Below are 19,256 nucleotides of genomic sequence, written 5' to 3' on the forward strand. Positions count from 1 at the left end.
CGCTCTATCGGATGGCGCGCAAAGGACAAGACGTGCAGGGAATGACCGGACGGATCGAGGCGATGCGAAGCAGCGGGGTGCTGGGGCAACTCGTGCGGTTCGGCATCGTCGGGCTGCTGTCGACCGCGATCTATTCGGCGGTCTATCTGCCGCTGGTCTATTGGGTGTTGCCGCAGGGTCGCGCGTTCCTTGCGGTGCCGCCCGCGTTCCTCGTCGCCGCCGCCTTCGGCTTTTTCGCGCATGGCCGCTGGAGTTTCCAGGGGCACGGGCAGCGCGAGGCGGGCGCGGTACAGCCGGTCAAGTTCATGGTGGTGCAGGGGTTCGGCATGATGCTCAACGCGCTGTTCACGCTGGTGCTGGCCGACTGGATGGGGTGGGCGGAGTGGGTGCCGCTGATCCCGGCGATGCTCGTCACCCCGTTCGCCACCTTCGCGCTCAATCGTACATGGGTATTCGGATAAGATGGACCGCATCGTCTATGACCGCATGGCGGCGCATGATTCCACCCATTGGTGGTATCGCGCGCGGCGTGACATCCTCGCCGACTATGTCGCGCGCTATGCCGGGCTGAAGCCGGGCGCGCGCATCCTCGAGATCGGCTGCGGCACCGGGCATAACCTGCCGATGCTGGGCGCGTTCGGCGAGGTCGAGGCGATCGAGATCGATCCCGCCGCGCGCGCCATCGCCAGCGAGCGGCTGGGCAAGCCGGTGGGCACCGCGCCGCTGCCGACGCTGGACGGCGTGACCGGCCGTTATGACCTGATCGCGGTGCTGGACGTGGTCGAGCATATCGAGGACGATGTCGCGACGTTTCGCGGCATGGCCGAGCGGCTGGCGCCGGGTGGCAAGATCCTGGTGACGGTGCCGGCGCATCAGTGGATGTGGAGCGCACACGACGTGGTGAACCACCACCACCGGCGGTATTCCAAGGCGACCTTGGCCAAGGCGATTGCGGACGCCGGGTTGAAGCACAACGGCCTGCGCTATTTCAACTCGCTGCTGTTTCCCGCTGCCGTCGCGGCGCGGGTGGCGGGCAAGCTGACCGGCAAGGACGACAGCGACGATTCGCCCCCACCCAAGGTGCTCAATACCGCATTCGAGGCGATCTTCCGGCTGGAGCGGTTTCTGGTCGGCCGCGTGCCGTTGCCGCCGGGATTGTCGATCGTGACGTTGGTGGAGCGGGGCTGATCGCCGTGATTTCGCCCGCCGGAGCCTGTCGCGCGGGTGACAGATTTGCGCATCGTTAAGGGATGATAGTGCAGGGAGCGGCGATGCCGGCCGCCGCCCCCCACGCCATGCCGATCGGGTGCCAGCGACCGTTCGCGGTCGGGGCGGTGCCGGTCTACCTGTTCCTGCTGCTCGGCTGGGTGGGACTGCCGATCGCGCTGCACCGGACCGGGCTGCACATCGCGGTCGACGAGTTCGCGATGTTCGGCGGGATGATGCTCGGCATCCTGTGGTTCGCATGGTGCCTGCGCGCGCGCGGTCTGCTCCGGCTGGCGACGATGATCGAGGGCTATGCGCTGTTCACCGCGATCTGCGCCACCGTCTGCCTGCTGACCTTCGTGCTGGCGGCGGGGCCGCATCCCTATTTCGACGGCGCGCTCGCCCGCGCCGACCGGATATTGCTTCCGGGGTTCGACTGGCCGCGCGCGATGCTGGCCTTCGACCGGTCCGGCCTTCCGGTGCGGATCGCCAACATCGCCTATGCCAGCATCGGCTGGCAACCCGCGCTGCTGATCGCGCTCCATGCGTTGGGCGGGCGGCACCGGCGGCTGTGGCATTTCCTTGCCGCATGGGTCCTGACGTTGTGCGTGGTCATGGCGTTCTTCGCCCATCATCCGGCACTGGGCGCCTATCATCACTTCGGCATCGCGGCGGCGCAGGTGCCCGCGATGCTCGATCCGGTGCCGTGGAACCAGCCGCGACTGCTGCTGGCGTTACAGGACGGGACGATCGGCACCATCTCGTTCGCGACGCTGGACGGCATCATCAACTATCCAAGCTTCCATGCCGGGGCGGCGGTGCTCCTCGGCTATGGCTTCTGGCACCTGCGGCCGCTGCGCTGGCCGTTCGCGCTGCTCAACGCGCTGATGCTGGCGGCGGCGGTGCCGATCGGCGGCCATTATGTCGTCGATCTGGTGGCCGGCATCCTCGCCGCCGCGATCGGCATCGTCGGCGGGCGCTGGATGGTCGATCAGGTCAGCCCCGCTTCCACCACCGCCATTTCGGCCCCGCCGACTGCAACACCCCGCGCCTGAACAGCCGCGCGCCCAGCGCGATCGTCAGCGTCACCCACAGCAACTGCCACGCGATCGCGGCGAAATGTGGCCACAGCGCGCCATCGGTCGCGGCGCGGGCGGCCATGGCGAAGGGCGAGCTGAACGGGAAAAGCTGCGCGGCGGTCGCGATCCACGTGCCGGGCTTGCCGACCGCCGAGAGCGCGAAGCCGAACATCGCCATCTGGAAGATGGTGATCGGGAGCGACAGCATCTGGATTTCGCGCGGGGTCGATGCCTGTGCGCCGACCGTCAGGAATACCGATCCGAGCAGCATGTACGCCATGGTGAAATAGACGACGTAGAGCGCGGCGAAGGCGGGCAGGCCGATCGCAGGGGCGATGCCGCTCAGCCCCTGCGCCATATCCTCGGGCAGCAGCGCGCCGACATTCGCCCCGATCGTCACCCAGAAGGCGAGGAACAGCACCGCCACGCCGAACATGCCGATCAGCTTGCCGAGGAACACCGATTCGAGCGGCACGGCGGCGGCAAGCACCTCGATCACCTTGTTCGAGCGTTCCTCCGCCATGGTGCCGACCGCCTGTCCCGCCAGCATCAGCGTGACGATGAACAGCGTGACGACCGAGAAGAAGCCCGCCGCGTTCTTGCCGCCCAGCGACGTCCCGCTGCGCGCGACGCGGACGAAGGTCGGGCGGGTCAGCGGCGCGTCGGTCAGGCCGGGGCGGCTGCGCAGCGCCTGTTCGGCGAGGCCGGCGAGATAGTCGGCCGAGGTCGAGGTCTTGTTCGCGTGCAGCACGGTCGGCCGGTCGATCGTGCCGTAGAGGACGGCGGGCACGTCGATCTTCGGATCGGCGAGCAGCTTGCGCGCCTGCGCCACCGGATCGGCCGACGGACTGAGCGTGAACAACGGGGGCGGTCCGCGTTCCTCGGGCAGCGCGGGGCGCAGGGTCGAATCGACCTGGCGCAACCGCGCGGCGTCGGCGGGGGCGGCGATGGCGTAGATGCGCACCTTGCCCTCGGTCCCGCCGCGTGCCGCCGACGCGCCGAGGCCGCCAACCGCGCCGAAGCCGACGAAGAACAACGGTGCCAGCAGGAACACGAGGAACATCGGCGTCATGACGGTCGCGGTGAAATCGCGCCGCGCGATGGTCAGCGTCTGGCGGATCAGTTTGCGGGTGCCGCTCATGCCGCAATCTCCGGGTTGGCGGCGGCTTCGCCGACGATGCGGACGAAGGCGTCGTGGAGGCCCGGGCGCTCGATCGACAGTCCCGAAATGCCGTAGCCCGCGTCGATCAGCCGCACCAATATTCCTTCGATACCTTGCGCGGGCAGGGTGAAGCGCCAGCCGCCGCCGCGCGTGGGGTCGACCGGCTGCGCATCGGCCGGCAGCAGCCGGGCGATGTCGGGGGAGGGGTGATGCGGCACGTAGTGCGCCTTCATCGGCAGCATCGCGCGCGCGTCGTCGACGGTCCCCTCGAACCGGCGCTTGCCGCCGGCGATGATGCACAGCCGGTCGCACAGCCGTTCGGCATGGGCCATGACATGCGTCGAGAACAGGATCGTCGCCCCGCGATCGCGTTCGGCACGGATCAGCCCTTCGAGCCGCTCCTGATTGACCGGATCGAGGCCGGAGAAGGGTTCGTCGAGGACGAGGAATTCGGGCTGATGCACCACGCTGCCGAGCAACTGGACGAACTGCGCCATGCCCTTGGACAGCTTGCGGATCTTCTGGTCGGCGGCGTGGCCAAGGCCGGCGGCCTCCATCATCGAGCCGGCGCGCTTGCGCCCGGTCGACCAGTCGAGCCCGCGCAGCGCGCCCATGAAGGCGATCGCCTCGCGCGCCTTCATGCCGGGATACAGGCCGCGTTCCTCGGGCAGATAGCCGACGCGGTCGGAGGCGTCGCGTGGGGCAATGTGGCCGAGCAGGCTGCGCTGCCCCTCGTCGGGTTCGATGATGCCGAGCAGCATGCGCAGCGTCGTCGTCTTGCCCGCGCCGTTGGGGCCGAGCACGCCGTAGACCGATCCGGTCGGCACGGCGAGGTCGATGCCGTCCACCACGCGCCGGTCGCCGAACCGCTTGACCAGTCCGGTAGCGCTGAGCGCCAAAGCATCGCTACGCAAACTGATCGCCCCCCTGCTCGCCGGGACTTTTGCCCGGTGCCGCAAGAGGGTAGCGGGGGTTGATGCGCGAACACAAGGCCCCCCCCGCCGATATTGCCGCCGCCATCCGGGCGAAGGCGGCGGAGCTGGGCTTCGTCGCCTGCGGCATCGCGCGTGCCGATGCCGCGCCGCGCACCGCCGAGCGGCTGCGCCAGTGGCTGGACGAAGGGCGGCACGGATCGATGATCTGGATGGAGGAACGCGCGCACCAGCGCGGATCGCCCGTCGCGCTGTGGAGCGAGGTGCGAAGCATCATCGCGCTCGGCATGAGCTATGCCCCGCTGGTCGATCCGCTGGCGCTGGAGGGGGTCGGCGACCGCGGGCGCATCTCGGTCTATGCGCAGGGCGGCGATTATCATGACGTGGTCAAGAAGGCGCTGAAGGCACTGGGCCGCTGGCTGGCGCAGACGGCGGGCTGCGACCTCAAGGTGTTCGTCGATACCGCGCCGGTGATGGAAAAGCCGCTGGCGGAGGCGGCGGGGCTGGGCTGGCAGGGCAAGCACACCAACCTCGTCAGCCGGACCCACGGGAGCTGGCTGTTCCTCGGCGCGATCTATACCACGCTCGACCTGACGCCCGACCGGGCGGGGGCCGACACCTGCGGATCGTGCGATGCCTGCCAGCGGGCGTGCCCGACCGATGCGTTTCCAGCACCCTATCGGCTCGATGCGCGGCGGTGCATCTCGTATCTGACGATCGAACATGCCGGGCCGATCCCGCACGAGTTTCGCGTTGGCATCGGCAACCGCATCTATGGCTGCGACGATTGCCTCGCGGTGTGTCCGTGGAACAAGTTCGCCGATGCCGCCGCCGCCAATCGCGCCTTCGCCGCGCGGGCGGAGTTCGCGGCACCACGGCTGGCCGATCTGCTCGACCTCGACGATGCGGGATTTCGCGAGGTGTTTCGCGGATCGCCGATCAAGCGCATAGGCCGCGACCGGATGGTGCGCAACGCGCTGATCGCGGCGGGGAACAGCGGCGATGTGGCGCTGGTCCGGCCGGTGCGGGCGTTGCTGGACGATGCCGACGCGGCGGTGGCGGAGGCGGCGCAGTGGGCGCTGGCGCGGCTGGAAGGTCAGGCGGCCACGGCATCGACATAGTCATTGCCGCCGGCATCGCGGACGATCTCGTTCAGCCGGCACCCGGCGTCGGCGAGCAGCGCGCGATACCGTGCTTCGCCCAGCGACTGCGATGGTTGACCGGTCAGGCTGTCGGTCCAGCGGCAGGCCATGCGCGGCGCGGTGAACAGCAACCGTCCGCCGGGCAACAGCGCACGGCCGATCCGGTAAATCGCGGCCTGCTGCGCCGCTTCGGGCAAAAGGAACAGGACGCCGATCATCACGATCGCGTCGAAGCGGCGGTCGAAGAAGCGGCTGTCCTGCACGGTTTCGCAGGCAGCGCCGGCATGGCGCACCTGTGCGCGGAACCGGGCGAGCATCGTCGGCGACGGATCGATGCCGTACAGCGCGAACCCCGCATCGGCGAGCGTCGTGGCCACCGGCATGCCAGTGCCGCAGCCGATGTCGAGCACGCTGCCACCGGGCGGCAGGTGGCGCGACTAGTGGCGCACGATCTCGGCACCGACCCCCGAGCGGACGGCCGCGAAGTCCGGCGCGACCGCTTCCCAGCCGAGCGACGGGTCGCCGGTCACGCCCTGCCGGTCAGGTGCGCTCGACCCGCCGCGCCTTGATCGCGCGCCATGCCGGGTCGGCGCGGTCGTTGCGGACGACGATCGCCTCGACCTCCTCGAACGCTTCGATGTCCAGCGCTTCGGCGACGCTCACCGGGAAATAGCAATTCTCGTCGGTATCCTTGCGGACGCCGAACGCGCCCTTGCCTTCAAGACTGGAGGTGATGATGCAGTGGATGACTTCGGCCACGGTACAGGAGTCCTTGGGGTAAGTAGATAAAATGAGACTGGATGGTAGCTATCCGCCTCCTGCCTAGGGCGGGTGGCGGTGGCGGGCAAGGGGCGTCAGCGGCCGGCCTTGCGCTCGCGACCCTGCGCGCGCCGGGCGTCGACCAGTCCGCGCAGGCCGAGCAACGCCGTGGTTTGCTGCGGGCCGATCCCGGCGGACAGGCCGCCCGAGGTGCGACCGATCGCGCCGGCCTGCGCGCGCAGTTCGCGGCCCTCGCGCCGGGTGAGTTCGCCGCGCCGTACGCCGTCGCGGATCGAGCGATCGATCCCGCGCGCCTCGCGCGATCGGGCGAAGGCATCGGGATCGAGCTGCCGGGGGGCGGGCCGCGCGACGCTGCGCCCCCCGTCCCAGATTTGTGCCATGGCTGGCGTGGCGACGATCAGCAGCGGCAACAGGATGAGGCGCATCGGCGGTTCCTACGGTGGAGGCGATACCCTAACCGCGTGGTGCGGCGATGCAATCGCCACCCGCTTTTCCTGTCGCGCGCCATAGGGTAACGCGGACGCCTATGAACCGTCCCGCGCTCTCCGTCGTCGTCCCCTGCTATAACGAGGCCGCCTGTCTCGACGTGCTGCATGCGCGCGTGTCGGCGGCGGTGCGCGCGGTCGTCGGCGACGATCACGAGATCGTGCTGGTGAACGACGGATCGCGCGACCAGAGCTGGGCGGTGATGGAGCGACTCGCCGCCGTCGATCCCCGGCTGGTGGCGATCAACCTGTCGCGCAACCACGGCCATCAACTGGCGCTGACCGCCGGGCTTGACCTGTGCGCGGGCGAGCGCATCCTCATCATCGACGCCGACTTGCAGGACCCGCCCGAACTGCTCGGCGAGATGCTTAGCGTCATGGACGCGCAGGGGGCCGACGTCGTCTATGCCGTGCGGCGCAAGCGCGAGGGCGAGACGTTCTTCAAGAAGCTGACCGCATCCGCCTTCTACCGCGTGCTCGACCGCGTGACCGATACGCCGATCCCGCTCGACACCGGCGATTTCCGGCTGATGAGCAGGCGGGCGCTCGATGCGCTGCTGTCGCTGCCCGAACAGGCACGCTTCATTCGCGGGATGGTGGCGTGGGTCGGCTTCCGGCAGGTGCCGTTTCCCTATGATCGCGACGAGCGGCTGGCGGGCGAGAGCAAATATCCGCTGGGCAAGATGATCCGCTTCGCGCTGGATGCGGTGACGGGGTTTTCCACCGCGCCGCTCCGGCTCGCCAGCCATCTCGGGCTGGTGCTGACCGGGCTGTCGCTGTTGCTGTTCGCCTATATCGCTGTCGGCTGGCTGTCTGGCAGCGCGGTGCAGGGGTGGACCTCGACGATGCTGGTCGTCGTGTTCCTCGGCGCGGCGCAGATGTTCGTGCTGGGGATGATCGGCGAATATCTCGGGCGGCTGTACGTCGAATCGAAGCGACGGCCGCTGTATCTGGTCGCCGACGTCGCCGGACCGGTGCGCGGGCGGGCGAGTCTCGGCTATCGCGCCGGCGATCATGGCGAGGTGACGGTGGCGCCGGTGTTGCCCGATCAGGGCGCTTAGGAGTCGTTTTCACGCGAAGGCGCGGAGGCGCTAAGAAGTAGAAGGAATGGTTCGCGCGGAGGTGCGGAGGCGCGGAGGGGTTGTGCTTGTAGGTGCGTCTGCCGCGTCAGCGGCCTTATCGTTCTCATGGAGGATGAAAGGCGGCTTTGCCGCATGCGCAACCCCTCTGCGCCTCCGCGCCTCTGCGCGATCAACCCTTCTTCTTCGTGCCTTCGCGCCTTCGCGTGAAACCGACTCTCAAACCTCGGCCCACCGCCGCAGCAGGTTGTGATACACGCCGGTCAGTTCGATCACCGAGCGGTCGCCGTGGCCGAGCTGGCCGACGAGCCGCTGGATCGCACGGTCCATGTCGAACAGGATGCGGCGCTCGCCGTCGCCGCGCACCATCGACTGGACCCAGAAGAACGACGCCACCCGTGCGCCCGCCGTCACCGGTTCGACGCGGTGGAGCGACGAGGCGGGATACAGCACCAGATGCCCGGCGGGCAGCTTCACCGATTGCGTGCCGAACAGGTCCTCGATCACCAACTCGCCGCCTTCGTAGCTGTCGGGATCGGACAGGAACAGCGTCGCCGACAGGTCGCTGCGGATGCGGAAGTCCGAGCCGCGCTGGATGCGCACCGCATTGTCGACATGCGCCCCGAACGCCTGACCCCCGGCATAGCGGTTGAACAGCGGCGGAAAGACCTTCGCCGGCAGCGCGGCGGCGACGAACAGCGGATTGGCTCCCAGCGCATCGAGCACCCGCCCGCCGCCCTCGCGCGCCGCCGCCGATCCCTCGACCAGTTGCGCGTTGCGCTTGGCCAGCGCCGATTGCGGGCCGGAGGTGACGTTGCCGTCGATCCACTCGCCACCGTCGATCAGGGCGCGCAGGCCGGCGACCTGATCGGGGGTCAGCACGTCGGGAATGGCGATCAGCATGGGCGGTGGTCCATCAACCGAAAAATGCCCGTTCCCGGTGGCGGCACCGGGAACGGGCAGGAAATCCGACCGGCGGGGGTGCGCGGTCAGAAGCTCTTGAACACGCTCAGCACCGCCTGTCGCCGGTCGCCGGGCATCGCCCAGCCGCCGGTGACGACGCCGGTCGTCGCGTTGATGTTGTTGCGCACGCCGGTCAGATAGCGTTCGTCGGTCAGGTTCTGGACGTTGAGCTGCAGGCTCCAGCCCTGACCGATCGTGTAGCCGAGATAGGCGCGGTGGATCAGATAATCCTCCGCCTTCAGCGCATTGGCGTTGGCAAGGTTCGGGACATAGGTGGTGAAGCTGCCCTGATAGGTCAGGCCGTACCCGATCTCGAGGCCGAACGGCAGGCGATAGGTCGTGAACAGGCTGCCCGAATGGTCGGGGGTCTGCACCAGCTTCGCGCCGGCTTGCGGATCGGGATTGGCGACGGAGTTGCCGCAGCCGATGCTGCCGGGGCGGGCGAGGCAGAAGTCGCTGACCGACTGGCGTACCTCGCTGTCGAGATAGGTGTAGTTGGCGAACACCGTCCATGCCGGGGTGATCGTGCCCGAGACGCCGAGCGCGATCCCGTCGACCCGGCTCTTGCCGTCGAGGACCTGGACGGTCGGCAGCGCGGGATCGTTCGAGGGGATGCGGTAATTGGTGCGTTCGTTGCGGAACACCGCCGCCGTCAGTTCGAGCTTGCCGTTCAGCAGCCCGGCCTTGATCCCGGCTTCGTAGTTCTTCGCGGTTTCGGGAGCGACGTCGCAGGTGTTCGTCACGACCGTGCCCGACACCGCGACGCAGCCGCCGCGCACGCTGATCGACGACGGCGTGCGCGCATTGCCATAGCCGGCGTAGACGCTGACCCGCTCGACCGGGTGGAACACCGCACCTACGCGGTAGCTGAACAGCGTTTCGTCGTTGACCTGCCGCGCCTGAAGCGCCGCCGCCGGCTGGGCCACGCCCGGCGCGAGCGTCAGCAGCGGCAGCGCCTGGAACACCGAGCGTTGATGCTCCCAGCGCACCCCGCCGTTCAGTTCGAACATCCGGCCGAGTTCGAGCGTGTCGAACGCATAGACGGCGACGTTGCGCGACGTGCCGCGCGATTTCGCGGTGGTGACGAAGTTGATCGGCCCGCGATAGACCGTGTCGGGGTTGACGATCGCGAGCAGCGGCAGCGGCGTCGTCGCCGATCCGTCGGCGTTGCGGAGCAGCGACCCACTGGTGATCGCATAATCCTCGATCATGCCGCTGACGCCGATGTTGGCGACGTTGCGGATGCCACCGCGCGCGCCGTGTTCGAGGCGCAGGTCGGTCTGGTTGACCAGCAACTGGTTCTCCTGATCGCGCACCAGCCCGCGCGGGCCGCTGGGCAGCCAGTTGCCCGGCGTCACCCCTGCCGGACAGGCGAGGCCCGCCGGGTTGGTCGCGCTGGTCGCAACCGGCTGGCGGTTGTTCGACAGGCAGAAGGTGCCCTGCGGCGCGCTGGTTACGGTATCCTGGCCGACGCGCTGCCAGCGGGTGAGGTTGCGCACCGACACATGGGCATCGACCGCATGGGCGAAGGTGGCGGTGAAGCGGTCGACCGTCGTCTGCTGCCGGTCGAGGTTGCGATAGCCGTAATAATCGCTGCGATCGGTGCCGGGCAGGAAGCCGCGAATCGTGCCGTTGTCAAAATAGGGCAGGCCGTACAGCGGCGTATTGTCGTCGCGCTGGTGGACATAGGCGAGTGTCAGGCTGGTCGGCGTGCCGAGCCCGATCGTGACCGAGGGGGCGACGCCCCAGCGTTCGAACTTCTCGACGTCGCGGCCGGGCACGTCGTTATGGTGATAGGCGGCGTTCAGCCGCACGCCGACCGTGTCGGTGATACGGCGGTTGGCGTCGATCGCGCCGCGATAATAGCGATCGGTGCCGACCGAGCCCTGCACGATCGTCAGGTCGTCGCCGCCCGGCGTCTTGCTGACGAGGTTGATCGTGCCGCCGACCGATCCCGATCCGTTGAACACCGAATTGGCGCCGTTGTAGACCTCGATCTGTTGCAGGTTGAACGGATCGGTCCGGCTGTATTGCGCGCTATCGCGAATGCCGTCGACGGTGATGTCGTTGTTCGCCGAAAAGCCGCGCAGGTTGATCGAATCGCCATAGCCGCCGCCGCCTTCGCCCGCGCCGAAGGTGATGCCGGGCACGGTCTGGAGGATGTCGCGCAGCGTCTGGAGGTTCTGCTTGCGGATCACCTGATCCGATACGACGGTGATCGTCTGCGGCGTGTCGATCAGTTCGGCGGTCGCCTTCGGGCTTTCGAGCGTCTTGGTGCGCTTGCCTTCGACGAGGATCGTCTGCGGATCATTGTCGGTCGCATCGGCGCGGGCGGCGGGCGCGGCGGTGTCGCGCGGGGCGGCCATGGCCGGGGCCGAGGCGATAAAGCCCACGCAGGCGAGCGCGAGGAAGGCCGGCGAGGTGCTGCCGGTAGTATGGGTGTCGGTCACGAAAATCCCCTTTCGATGCCGACGCCGCTATTGCGATGCGTTCGCAGAGTCAATGCTAATGCGAGTGGCTTTCATGTTTGTCGCAGGATTGTCGTAGAACTGCCCGTCGTCACCCCGGACTTGTTCCGGGGTCCACCGCGTCGCGAACGGTTCGTGTCGTGATGGAGCGCATCGCGTGAGGACAGGTGGACCCCGGAACAGGTCCGGGGTGACGAGTGGTCAGTTCGCCGCCACCGCCGCCAGCAACCACGACCGGATCGCACTCGCGAGGTTCGGCGGATCGGCACTTTCGATGCGCGCGGCGTCGATCGCCGCGACCAGCGCCGACAGCGGCAGCGCATGGGACCGCGCCTGCGCTTCCAGCGCCGCCCAGAAACCGGGTTCGAGGCTGATCGAGGTGGCGTGGCCGGCGATGGTGATCGACCGCTTCACCGGCCCGCGAAAGCCGCCGGGCGGGGCGGCGACCTTCACGGGGTGTCGAAGAGCGACGCGAGCTGTTCGATCATCGTGCCCGCCAGTTGCTCGGCATCCATGATCGTGACCGCGCGGCTGTACCACCGCGTCACGTCATGGCCGATGCCGATCGCGACCAGCTCGACCGGCGACTTGCTCTCGATATAGGCGATGACCTGTCGCAGATGGCGTTCGAGATAGCTGCCCGAATTGACCGACAGCGTCGAATCGTCGACCGGCGCGCCGTCGCTGATGACCATCAGCACCTTGCGATCCTCCGGCCGCGCGATCAGCCGGCCGTGCGCCCACAGCAACGCCTCGCCGTCGATATTCTCTTTCAGCAGCCCTTCGCGCATCATCAGTCCCAGCGACTGTTTGGCGCGCCGCCACGGCTCGTCGGCCTGTTTGTAGACAATGTGGCGCAGGTCGTTGAGCCGGCCGGGCTGCGGCGGGCGGCCGGCGGCGAGCCATGCTTCGCGGCTCTGCCCGCCCTTCCAAGCGCGGGTGGTGAAGCCGAGGATCTCGACCTTCACCCCGACCCGTTCGAGCGTGCGGGCGAGGATGTCGGCGCTGATCGCGGCGATGCCGATCGGGCGGCCGCGCATCGACCCCGAATTGTCGATCAACAGCGTGACGACGGTGTCGCGGAAATCGGTGTCGCGCTCGATCTTGTAGCTGAGCGATTGCGCCGGATTGATGACCACCCGTGCCAGCCGTGCGGCGTCGAGCATTCCTTCTTCCTGATCGAAATCCCACGAGCGCGACTGCTGCGCCATCAACCGCCGCTGCAGCCGGTTGGCGAGCTTGGTGACGACACCCTGCAACTGCACCAGTTGCTGGTCGAGATAGGCGCGCAGCCGTTCCAGTTCGTCGGCTTCGCAGAGTTCGGTGGCCGCGACCACTTCGTCGAACTTCGTGGTGAACGGGCGATAGTCGAACTGGGCGTTCAGGTCGGGCACGGGGCGGTTGGGGCGGACCGGCATCATGCCGCCCTCGTCCTCGCCGTCGGCCATGTCGTCGCCCTGCGCGTCGTCGTTCTCGGCGCTGTCGTCCGATTCGCCGGTTTCGGTGTCGTCGCCGCTGTCCTGGCCCCGTGCCTCGACTTGGCCTTCGCCGCCCTGCTGCTCGCCCTCGTCGTCGCCGTCTTCTTCGGGGGTCTGGTCGTCCTCGCCCTCGGCATCGTCGCCGCCGTCGTCGGCCTGTTCGGGTTCGACCTCGCCCTCGATCAGTTCGAGGTCCTCGAGCAATCGGGTGATGCCGCGCCCGAATGCCGACTGGTCGGCGATCAGCGCCGACAGCGTATCGAGCTGCGTGCCCGCGCGCGCCTCGATCCAGTCGCGGATCAGCGCCATGCCCGGTGCCGTCACCGCCGGGGGCAGCCGGCCGGTCAGCCGTTCGCGCACGACCAGTTGCACCGCAGTCGACAATGGCACCTCGGCGCGTGTCCGTGCGCGCGTGATCGGATCGGAGCGCATCCGCAGGTTGAGCGCATGGTCGAGATTGTCGGCGATGCCGGCATAGCCGTCCGACCCGAGCGCATCGACCCGCGCCTGTTCGACCGCGTCGAACACCGCGCGCGCCACCGCATCGCCGGGCGCGCCGCGCGCGTGGAGCGCGGCGTCGTGATGGCGCATCCTGAGCGCGAAGCCGTCCGCCAGCCCCCGCGCCTCGGCCACCTGATCGGCGGGCAGCGCGCGGGCGGGCATCGGCACCTTGATATGCTTGCCCGAGGCTACGGGCGCGTCGGCGGTGAACGCCAGCTCGATCTCGGGTTCTTCGGCGATCGCGCGCGACGTGCCGCGCAACACGTCACGAAACCGGTCGAGCGGGGAGTCCTGTGCCATGGGGGATGCTTTGGGGATTGGTGGGGGCGAGGGCAAGGGCGGTCGGCGTCATCCCACAACCTTCGTCATTCCCGCGCAGGCGGGAATCCATAAACGCCAACGGTTCAGCAGGAATCGAAACGGCAGCGTGTATGGATTCCCGCCTGCGCGGGAATGACGAAAGGGGGTGGTTACACCCGCTCCGCCGCGTTCACCGCGTCCGCCGCGCGCAGGCCGGCGAGCAGTTTCATCAGATGCGCCGCGTCGCGCACCTCGACGTCGATCGTGTTGGTGTGGAACGTCGTGTCGCGATTGTCGAGCCGGAGCCCGAGGATGTTCGCGCGGTGGCCGCCGATCACGGTGGCGATCACGCCCAGCGCGCCGGGTTCGTTCTTCAGCGTCACCGCGATCCGCGCGGTCGCGCCTTCGGCATTGTCGCCCCATGTCAGGTCGATCCAGTGATGCGGATCGATCGCGTCGACGGTGCGACAGGCGATGTCGTGGACCTCGAACCGGCCATCGTCGCTGCGCACGCCGATGATGCGGTCGCCCGGCACCGGATGGCAGCAGGCGGCGAGGTCGTAGCCGACCCCGGCGGTCAGCCCCTTGATCTCGATCGGCGCGCGCTGCGCCGGGATCGGTTCGATCTTCGGATCGGCGACGGCACCGGGCATCACCGCCTCCATCACCGCTTCCTCGGTCAGCTTGCCGCGCGCCAGTCCCTCGAACAGCGTCGCCTCGTCGGCGATCTTGAGCCGCTTGAGCGCCTCGCCCAGCGCGTCGCTGCCGGCGGGCACCGGCAGGCGGGCGACCAGTTCGTGGTACAGCTTGGTGCCCAGCGCGACCGTTTCCTCACGCTCGCGGTGGCGGATATAGCGGCGGATCGCGGCGCGCGCCTTGCCGGTGATCGCGAAGTTCAGCCAGTTCGCCTGCGGCCGCTGCGCCTTGGAGCGCAGAATCTGCACCTGGTCGCCGTTCTTGAGTTCGGTCCGCAACGGCACGACGCCGCCGTTGACCTTTGCGCCGACCGCCTGATCGCCCAGATCGGTATGCACCGCATAGGCGAAGTCGATCGGCGTCGCGCCCTTGGGCAACTGGTGCAGTTCGCCCTTCGGGGTGAAGGCGAAGATGCGGTCGGCGTACATCGCCATGCGGGTGTGTTCGAGCAGTTCCTCGGGGCTCTCCGCATTGTCGAGGATTTCGACGAGGTCGCGGATCCAGCGCACCTGCGTATCGGGGCGCACCGCATCCTGCTTGTAGGCCCAGTGCGCCGCGAGACCGAATTCGGCCTGCGCGTGCATCTCGCGCGTCCTGATCTGCACCTCGATCCGCATGTTCTCGGCATGGATCACCGCGGTGTGAAGCGAGCGATAGCCGTTGCGCTTGGGCGTCGAGATATAGTCCTTGAACCGTCCCGGCACCATCGGCCAGCGGCGGTGGATGATGCCCAGCGCGCGGTAGCATTCCTCCTCGCTGTCGACGATCGCACGGAAGGCGACGATGTCGGAGAGCTGTTCGAGGCTGACGTGCCGCTCGGACATCTTGCGCCAGATCGAATAGGGATGCTTGCGCCGTCCCGACACGTCGGCCGCGATGCCGTGGCGGTCGAGCATCGCCTTCAGGTCGCCACCGATCTTGGCGACGCGGTCGCCGCCGCCTTCCTCCAGTTGTTCGAGCCGGCGGGTGATCGATTCATACGCCTCGGGTTCGATCTCGCGAAATGCCAGCGTCTGCATCTCGTTCATGAATTCGTACATGCCGATCCGCTCGGCAAGCGGGGCATAGATGTCCATCGTCTCGCGCGCGATCCGCTTGCGCTTCTCGGGCTTCGATATGTGATGGAGCGTGCGCATGTTGTGCAGCCGGTCGGCCAGCTTCACCAGCAGCACGCGAATGTCGTCCGACATGGCGAGCAGGAACTTGCGCAGGTTTTCCGCCGCGCGCTCGTTCTCGGTCTGCGCTTCGATCTTGCTGAGCTTGGTCACGCCCTCGACCAGCCGGGCGACGTTGACCCCGAATTTGGCCCGGATTTCCTCGTGCGTCGCCACCGTATCCTCGACCGTGTCGTGCAGGATCGCGGTCGCGATCGTCTCGTCGTCGAGGTGCAGGTCGGTCAGAATCCCCGCCACCTCGATCGGATGGCTGAAATAGGGATCGCCCGAGGCACGCTTCTGACTGCCATGCGCGTGCATCGAGAACACATAGGCGCGGTTGAGCAAGGCCTCGTTTGCATCGGGATCATAGGCCTTGACCCGCTCGACCAATTCATACTGGCGCAGCATGGGATGTAGATGGGGCGAGCCGGGCGGGCAATGCAACCGTTTTTGCCCGCCCATCATCCGATCACTTCGCGCGGGCGTTGCACTTTTCGAGCTGATCGGCCGCAAAAGCGGTGCCGTTGGCGACGAACGCGGTCAGCGGACCCAGTTGCCGCGCGGTCAACTGGCACATCGCCAGCGGGCTGCCGGCGGTCTTGCCGGTGGTGCAGACGGTGTCGCCGCAGGTCCAGGGCGTGCTGCGGGTGATGAGGCTGTCGACCGCGGGCGCGGTCGCCGGGGTCGCGCTATAGCCCTTCGCCGGCTGTGCCGCAGCCGCGAACGGCAGGGCGAGGAGGGCGGCGGCGAACAGGGCGAAGGGCTTCATCGAACAGGGCTCCGGTGGCTTGAATCAGTCGCCATCGGGTAGTGGACATCGTTGTAAGTAGCAATATGCTACTGGTGCTGCATCGCAAGATTCGCGGTGTTTCCTTTCGCCGGGGCGATGCGCTAGACCGGCGGCCATGACGACGCTTCGAGAGCCGCTGCGCGAACTGGCCAGCCGTTGCAGCCTGCCCGCCGCGCTGGAGGCGATGGGCGAGCGCTGGTCGCTGCTGATCCTGCGCGCCGCGTTCAACGGGTTGCAGCATTTCGAGGAATTCCAGTCGGAACTGGGCATCGCCCGCAACATCCTCGCCAGCCGGCTGTCGCGGCTGGTGGGGCATGGCATCCTCGAGCGCTGCACGGTCGAGGCGGATCGCCGCAAGATCGAATATCGCCTGACCGACAAGGGCCATGCGCTGCTGCCGATGCTGGTGGCGCTGCGCCAATGGGGCGAACGCTGGGAAACCGGCAAGCCCGCCACGCCGGTGCTGGTCGACGCGCGCGACCGGCGACCGGTGGCGGCGGTCGCCGTGCTGTCCGAGGACGGGCGGGTGCTGGGGCAGGGCGACCTGCTCTGGTCGCTGCCGCAGGACGTCGCGGCGGGGGCATGAGGAAATCTCCCCTCCCTTGTCAGGGAGGGGAGCCGCACGGGGCGACCGTTACATCGCCTGCAACATCTCGATATGATGCTGGACGACCGGGGCGGTGGCGGCGGCAACGGTCTTGAGCGGCGCGGCGCTGCCCTGCTGCGCATAGCCGCTGTGCAGCGCCAGCGCCTGCTGGTGCGCGGTCTGCTGCTGCTGGACGTACAGCCGGTCGCGCGCCGGGCCGGTCGCGCGGCGCAGGTCGGCGATCATCCGCGCCTGCATCGGCTCCAGCTTCGGCGCGGGCGCGCGGACGCGGGCCTGCATCGCGGCGCGCTTCACGTCGGCGGTGCTCTTGGCATGGTCGCGCACCATCATCGTCGCGAAATCGCGGACCTTGGGGTCGCGGGTCGATTGCAGCACGAGCTGGCTCGACTGGCGCTCGTACATGTCGCTGGCGCCGGCATTGGCGACATACGTGGTGGCATCGGTGGTCTGCGCCATCAGCGGCGCGGCGGCCGCCATGGCCGCGGCGGCGGCGAACATCGTCAGTCGGGACATCATCATCTCCTTCGCGTTCGCGCAACAGCGGAACAGGCCGCCAACGCGCACCATCGGCGGAAGGGGACGGTGGAACGCAACTAGCTGATTTATATCAGTACGATTGTTCGGGTCGAACCCGTCACACCAATCGGACGAACATCAGCAGCAACCCGACCATCGACGCGAGCCAGACGAGGCTGCGCAGATAGGGCACGCCGAACAGATAGAGCGGGTGATAGACGATCCGCGCGACCAGCCACAGCAGCGCGCCCGCCGATCCCAGCCCCCCGGTCCGCCCACTCACCGCCAGCGCGAGCGCGAGCGCGATGAACGCCGGATAAGTTTCCTTGAGATTGTCGAGCGCACGCTGCGCGCGGCCGGCATAGACATTCTTGGGATGGGCATCGCCATCGCGTGCGCCCGCGTTCCACCCGACGCCCAGCTCGCGGGTGGCGAGTTGGCCTTGCAACATAATCGCGACGACCAGCAGCACCGTCGACCACGCAAGCACCAGCAGTTCGGTCGGCAGGTCGGTCATCGTCGGTGCTCCGGTGTGGTTGTGCGCTATAGCGACGGGTGTGGGCGCGGGTTCCATGGGGGCCGCTCCCCTCCCTTGAACAAGGGAGGGGCCGGGGGTGGGTTGGCTCGTTGTCGCACGGTAGCCTTCCCTCGCGGGCCGACCCACCCCCGCCCCCTCCCTGCCAGGGAGGGGAGAAGAAACTACACCGCGTTGCGTCCAGCCGGCGTGTTGACGCCCATCGACTGGAGATATTTCTTCACGTTGCGCGCCGCCTGGCGCAGCCGCTGCTCGTTCTCGACCATGGCGATGCGGACATAGCCCTCGCCGTTCTCGCCATAGCCGACGCCGGGAGCGACGGCGACTTTGGCCTCGGTCAGCAACTGCTTGGAGAACTCGAGCGATCCGAGATGGGCGAGCGCGGGGGGCAGCGGTGCCCATGCGAACATCGATGCGCGCGGCGAGGGGATGTCCCATCCGGCGCGGGCGAAGCTTTCGACCAGCACGTCGCGGCGCTTGTGATAGAGCTGTCGGTTCTTCTCGACGATGTCCTGCGGGCCGTTCAGTGCCGCGCATGCCGCCGCCTGGATCGGGGTGAATGCGCCATAGTCGAGATAGGATTTCACCCGCGTCATCGCCGCGATCAGCTTCTTGTTGCCAACGCCGAAGCCCATCCGCCAGCCGGCCATCGAATAGGTCTTGGAGAGCGAGGTGAACTCGATCGCTACGTCCTTCGCACCCTTGACCTGCAGGATCGAGGGCGTCGGGCAGCCGTCGTAATACAGTTCGCTATAGGCGAGGTCGGAGATGACCCACAGCCCGTGTTCCTTGGCGAAGGCGACGACCCGTTCGTAGAACGCCAGATCGACGACCTCGGCGGTCGGGTTCGACGGATAGCCCATCACCAGCACGCTGGGCTTGGGCACGGTGAATGCCATCGCCTTTTCGAGACTCTCGAAATACTGTTCGTCGGGGGTCGTCGGCACCGCGCGGATCGTGGCCCCGGCGATGATGAAGCCGAACATATGGATCGGGTAGCTGGGGTTGGGCGCCAAAATCACGTCGCCAGGCGCGGTGATCGCGGTGGCGAGGCTGGCCAGCCCTTCCTTCGACCCCATCGTCACCACGACCTCGCTTTCGGGATCGATGTCGACGCCGAAGCGGCGGCCGTAATAATTGGCCTGCGCGCGGCGCAGCCCCGGAATGCCGCGCGACTGGGAATAGCCGTGCGCCGAGGGCATGCGGGCGACCTCGACCAGTTTTTCGATCACATGGTCGGGCGGGGGCAGGTCGGGATTGCCCATGCCGAGGTCGATGATGTCCTCGCCACCGCTGCGCGCCGCTGCCCGCATCGCGTTCACCTCGGCGATGACATAGGGCGGCAGGCGTTTCATGCGGTAGAATTCGTCGGACATTCTC

At 67.9% G+C, this 19,256-nt stretch carries 20 protein-coding genes; 6 read left to right on the forward strand and 14 right to left on the reverse strand.

Annotated elements, in window-relative coordinates:
* Positions 1–41: 41 nt before the first annotated feature.
* The 3 genes from ASG37_RS09030 to ASG37_RS09040 all read left to right on the forward strand — a co-directional run bounded on the left by ASG37_RS09030 (position 42) and on the right by ASG37_RS09040 (position 2,261).
* Positions 42–461 carry a GtrA family protein gene (locus tag ASG37_RS09030; protein ID WP_235525170.1) on the forward strand — a complete coding sequence of 140 codons (420 nt, stop codon included), beginning with the start codon at positions 42–44 and terminating at the stop codon, positions 459–461.
* Between the two features lies 1 nt (position 462).
* On the forward strand, positions 463–1,188 hold the full coding sequence (locus ASG37_RS09035; protein WP_055758487.1) for a class I SAM-dependent methyltransferase: 726 nt from the start codon (positions 463–465) through the stop codon (positions 1,186–1,188).
* An 83-nt stretch (positions 1,189–1,271) separates the two neighbouring features.
* The gene (locus tag ASG37_RS09040) at positions 1,272–2,261 is read left to right on the forward strand and encodes a phosphatase PAP2 family protein (RefSeq protein ID WP_162233458.1); all 990 of its coding nucleotides are present in this window, start codon (positions 1,272–1,274) and stop codon (positions 2,259–2,261) included.
* Here ASG37_RS09040 and ASG37_RS09045 read toward each other — a convergent pair.
* Together ASG37_RS09045 and ASG37_RS09050 are read right to left on the reverse strand one after the other, a co-directional pair.
* On the reverse strand, positions 2,203–3,426 hold the full coding sequence (locus ASG37_RS09045; RefSeq protein WP_055758493.1) for an ABC transporter permease: 1,224 nt from the start codon (positions 3,424–3,426) through the stop codon (positions 2,203–2,205). The two genes, ASG37_RS09040 and ASG37_RS09045, sit on opposite strands and share 59 nt — an antisense overlap.
* Positions 3,423–4,361: an ABC transporter ATP-binding protein gene (locus ASG37_RS09050; protein WP_414886710.1), complete on the reverse strand. Its 939-nt coding sequence runs from the start codon at positions 4,359–4,361 to the stop codon at positions 3,423–3,425. Before ASG37_RS09050 ends, ASG37_RS09045 begins: the two co-directional genes overlap by 4 nt.
* A gap of 62 nt (positions 4,362–4,423) precedes the next feature.
* On the opposite strand from ASG37_RS09050, the gene queG reads away from it, so the two are divergent.
* Positions 4,424–5,500: a tRNA epoxyqueuosine(34) reductase QueG gene (gene queG / locus ASG37_RS09055; RefSeq protein WP_055758496.1), complete on the forward strand. Its 1,077-nt coding sequence runs from the start codon at positions 4,424–4,426 to the stop codon at positions 5,498–5,500.
* On the opposite strand, the gene ASG37_RS09060 is transcribed toward queG, so the two are convergent.
* The 3 genes from ASG37_RS09060 to ASG37_RS09070 form a co-directional block, all read right to left on the reverse strand.
* On the reverse strand, positions 5,476–5,949 hold the full coding sequence (locus tag ASG37_RS09060) for a class I SAM-dependent methyltransferase (RefSeq protein WP_268795737.1): 474 nt from the start codon (positions 5,947–5,949) through the stop codon (positions 5,476–5,478). The genes queG and ASG37_RS09060 overlap by 25 nt on opposite strands.
* Positions 5,950–6,061: 112 nt before the next feature.
* Complete coding sequence (locus tag ASG37_RS09065) at positions 6,062–6,280, reverse strand: hypothetical protein (protein ID WP_055758498.1); 219 nt, start codon at positions 6,278–6,280, stop codon at positions 6,062–6,064.
* 95 nt (positions 6,281–6,375) lie between these two features.
* Positions 6,376–6,726: a hypothetical protein gene (locus ASG37_RS09070; RefSeq protein WP_055758501.1), complete on the reverse strand. Its 351-nt coding sequence runs from the start codon at positions 6,724–6,726 to the stop codon at positions 6,376–6,378.
* A 101-nt stretch (positions 6,727–6,827) separates the two neighbouring features.
* Between ASG37_RS09070 and ASG37_RS09075 the strand changes: the two genes are divergently transcribed.
* Positions 6,828–7,847 carry a glycosyltransferase family 2 protein gene (locus ASG37_RS09075; RefSeq protein ID WP_055758503.1) on the forward strand — a complete coding sequence of 340 codons (1,020 nt, stop codon included), beginning with the start codon at positions 6,828–6,830 and terminating at the stop codon, positions 7,845–7,847.
* Positions 7,848–8,084: 237 nt separating this feature from the next.
* On the opposite strand, the gene ASG37_RS09080 is transcribed toward ASG37_RS09075, so the two are convergent.
* The 6 genes from ASG37_RS09080 to ASG37_RS09105 all read right to left on the reverse strand — a co-directional run bounded on the left by ASG37_RS09080 (position 8,085) and on the right by ASG37_RS09105 (position 16,197).
* Positions 8,085–8,768 carry a Fe2+-dependent dioxygenase gene (locus ASG37_RS09080; protein ID WP_055758505.1) on the reverse strand — a complete coding sequence of 228 codons (684 nt, stop codon included), beginning with the start codon at positions 8,766–8,768 and terminating at the stop codon, positions 8,085–8,087.
* Positions 8,769–8,854: 86 nt separating this feature from the next.
* Positions 8,855–11,194 carry a TonB-dependent receptor gene (locus ASG37_RS09085; RefSeq protein WP_055758830.1) on the reverse strand — a complete coding sequence of 780 codons (2,340 nt, stop codon included), beginning with the start codon at positions 11,192–11,194 and terminating at the stop codon, positions 8,855–8,857.
* 303 nt (positions 11,195–11,497) lie between these two features.
* Positions 11,498–11,749 carry a ribbon-helix-helix domain-containing protein gene (locus tag ASG37_RS09090; protein WP_055758507.1) on the reverse strand — a complete coding sequence of 84 codons (252 nt, stop codon included), beginning with the start codon at positions 11,747–11,749 and terminating at the stop codon, positions 11,498–11,500.
* The gene (gene cobT / locus ASG37_RS09095; RefSeq protein WP_055758508.1) at positions 11,746–13,575 is read right to left on the reverse strand and encodes a cobaltochelatase subunit CobT; all 1,830 of its coding nucleotides are present in this window, start codon (positions 13,573–13,575) and stop codon (positions 11,746–11,748) included. Before cobT ends, ASG37_RS09090 begins: the two co-directional genes overlap by 4 nt.
* Positions 13,576–13,745: 170 nt before the next feature.
* On the reverse strand, positions 13,746–15,836 hold the full coding sequence (locus tag ASG37_RS09100; RefSeq protein ID WP_055758511.1) for a RelA/SpoT family protein: 2,091 nt from the start codon (positions 15,834–15,836) through the stop codon (positions 13,746–13,748).
* 61 nt (positions 15,837–15,897) lie between these two features.
* Positions 15,898–16,197, reverse strand: a complete 300-nt coding sequence (locus ASG37_RS09105) for a CC_3452 family protein (RefSeq protein ID WP_055758514.1) — start codon at positions 16,195–16,197, stop codon at positions 15,898–15,900.
* A 136-nt stretch (positions 16,198–16,333) separates the two neighbouring features.
* Between ASG37_RS09105 and ASG37_RS09110 the strand changes: the two genes are divergently transcribed.
* Positions 16,334–16,804 (forward strand): winged helix-turn-helix transcriptional regulator, encoded by a 471-nt coding sequence (locus ASG37_RS09110; protein WP_055758515.1) that lies wholly within the window; start codon positions 16,334–16,336, stop codon positions 16,802–16,804.
* A gap of 48 nt (positions 16,805–16,852) precedes the next feature.
* Here ASG37_RS09110 and ASG37_RS09115 read toward each other — a convergent pair whose 3' ends face one another.
* The 3 genes from ASG37_RS09115 to ASG37_RS09125 all read right to left on the reverse strand — a co-directional run bounded on the left by ASG37_RS09115 (position 16,853) and on the right by ASG37_RS09125 (position 19,252).
* Positions 16,853–17,338, reverse strand: a complete 486-nt coding sequence (locus tag ASG37_RS09115; protein WP_235525160.1) for a DUF4142 domain-containing protein — start codon at positions 17,336–17,338, stop codon at positions 16,853–16,855.
* A gap of 121 nt (positions 17,339–17,459) precedes the next feature.
* On the reverse strand, positions 17,460–17,858 hold the full coding sequence (locus ASG37_RS09120) for an MAPEG family protein (protein WP_055758519.1): 399 nt from the start codon (positions 17,856–17,858) through the stop codon (positions 17,460–17,462).
* A 182-nt stretch (positions 17,859–18,040) separates the two neighbouring features.
* Positions 18,041–19,252, reverse strand: coding sequence for an LL-diaminopimelate aminotransferase (locus ASG37_RS09125; RefSeq protein WP_055758523.1), 1,212 nt, complete (start codon positions 19,250–19,252; stop codon positions 18,041–18,043).
* Positions 19,253–19,256 lie beyond the last annotated feature (4 nt).

The sequence above is a fragment of the Sphingomonas sp. Leaf407 genome, assembly GCF_001425385.1.
GTDB lineage: Bacteria > Pseudomonadota > Alphaproteobacteria > Sphingomonadales > Sphingomonadaceae > Sphingomonas.

Excerpts from the sequence above, each read along its gene's own strand:
- ASG37_RS09030 (WP_235525170.1), top strand. The coding sequence starts at position 42 with ATGACCGGACGGATCGAGGCGATGCGAAGCAGCGGGGTGCTGGGGCAA.
- ASG37_RS09035 (WP_055758487.1), top strand. The coding sequence starts at position 463 with ATGGACCGCATCGTCTATGACCGCATGGCGGCGCATGATTCCACCCAT.
- ASG37_RS09040 (WP_162233458.1), top strand. The coding sequence starts at position 1,272 with ATGCCGGCCGCCGCCCCCCACGCCATGCCGATCGGGTGCCAGCGACCG.
- ASG37_RS09045 (WP_055758493.1), bottom strand. The coding sequence starts at position 3,426 with ATGAGCGGCACCCGCAAACTGATCCGCCAGACGCTGACCATCGCGCGG.
- queG (WP_055758496.1), top strand. The coding sequence starts at position 4,424 with ATGCGCGAACACAAGGCCCCCCCCGCCGATATTGCCGCCGCCATCCGG.
- ASG37_RS09070 (WP_055758501.1), bottom strand. The coding sequence starts at position 6,726 with ATGCGCCTCATCCTGTTGCCGCTGCTGATCGTCGCCACGCCAGCCATG.
- ASG37_RS09075 (WP_055758503.1), top strand. The coding sequence starts at position 6,828 with ATGAACCGTCCCGCGCTCTCCGTCGTCGTCCCCTGCTATAACGAGGCC.
- ASG37_RS09080 (WP_055758505.1), bottom strand. The coding sequence starts at position 8,768 with ATGCTGATCGCCATTCCCGACGTGCTGACCCCCGATCAGGTCGCCGGC.
- ASG37_RS09085 (WP_055758830.1), bottom strand. The coding sequence starts at position 11,194 with ATGGCCGCCCCGCGCGACACCGCCGCGCCCGCCGCCCGCGCCGATGCG.
- cobT (WP_055758508.1), bottom strand. The coding sequence starts at position 13,575 with ATGGCACAGGACTCCCCGCTCGACCGGTTTCGTGACGTGTTGCGCGGC.
- ASG37_RS09100 (WP_055758511.1), bottom strand. The coding sequence starts at position 15,836 with ATGCTGCGCCAGTATGAATTGGTCGAGCGGGTCAAGGCCTATGATCCC.
- ASG37_RS09105 (WP_055758514.1), bottom strand. The coding sequence starts at position 16,197 with ATGAAGCCCTTCGCCCTGTTCGCCGCCGCCCTCCTCGCCCTGCCGTTC.
- ASG37_RS09110 (WP_055758515.1), top strand. The coding sequence starts at position 16,334 with ATGACGACGCTTCGAGAGCCGCTGCGCGAACTGGCCAGCCGTTGCAGC.
- ASG37_RS09115 (WP_235525160.1), bottom strand. The coding sequence starts at position 17,338 with ATGTCCCGACTGACGATGTTCGCCGCCGCCGCGGCCATGGCGGCCGCC.
- ASG37_RS09120 (WP_055758519.1), bottom strand. The coding sequence starts at position 17,858 with ATGACCGACCTGCCGACCGAACTGCTGGTGCTTGCGTGGTCGACGGTG.
- ASG37_RS09125 (WP_055758523.1), bottom strand. The coding sequence starts at position 19,252 with ATGTCCGACGAATTCTACCGCATGAAACGCCTGCCGCCCTATGTCATC.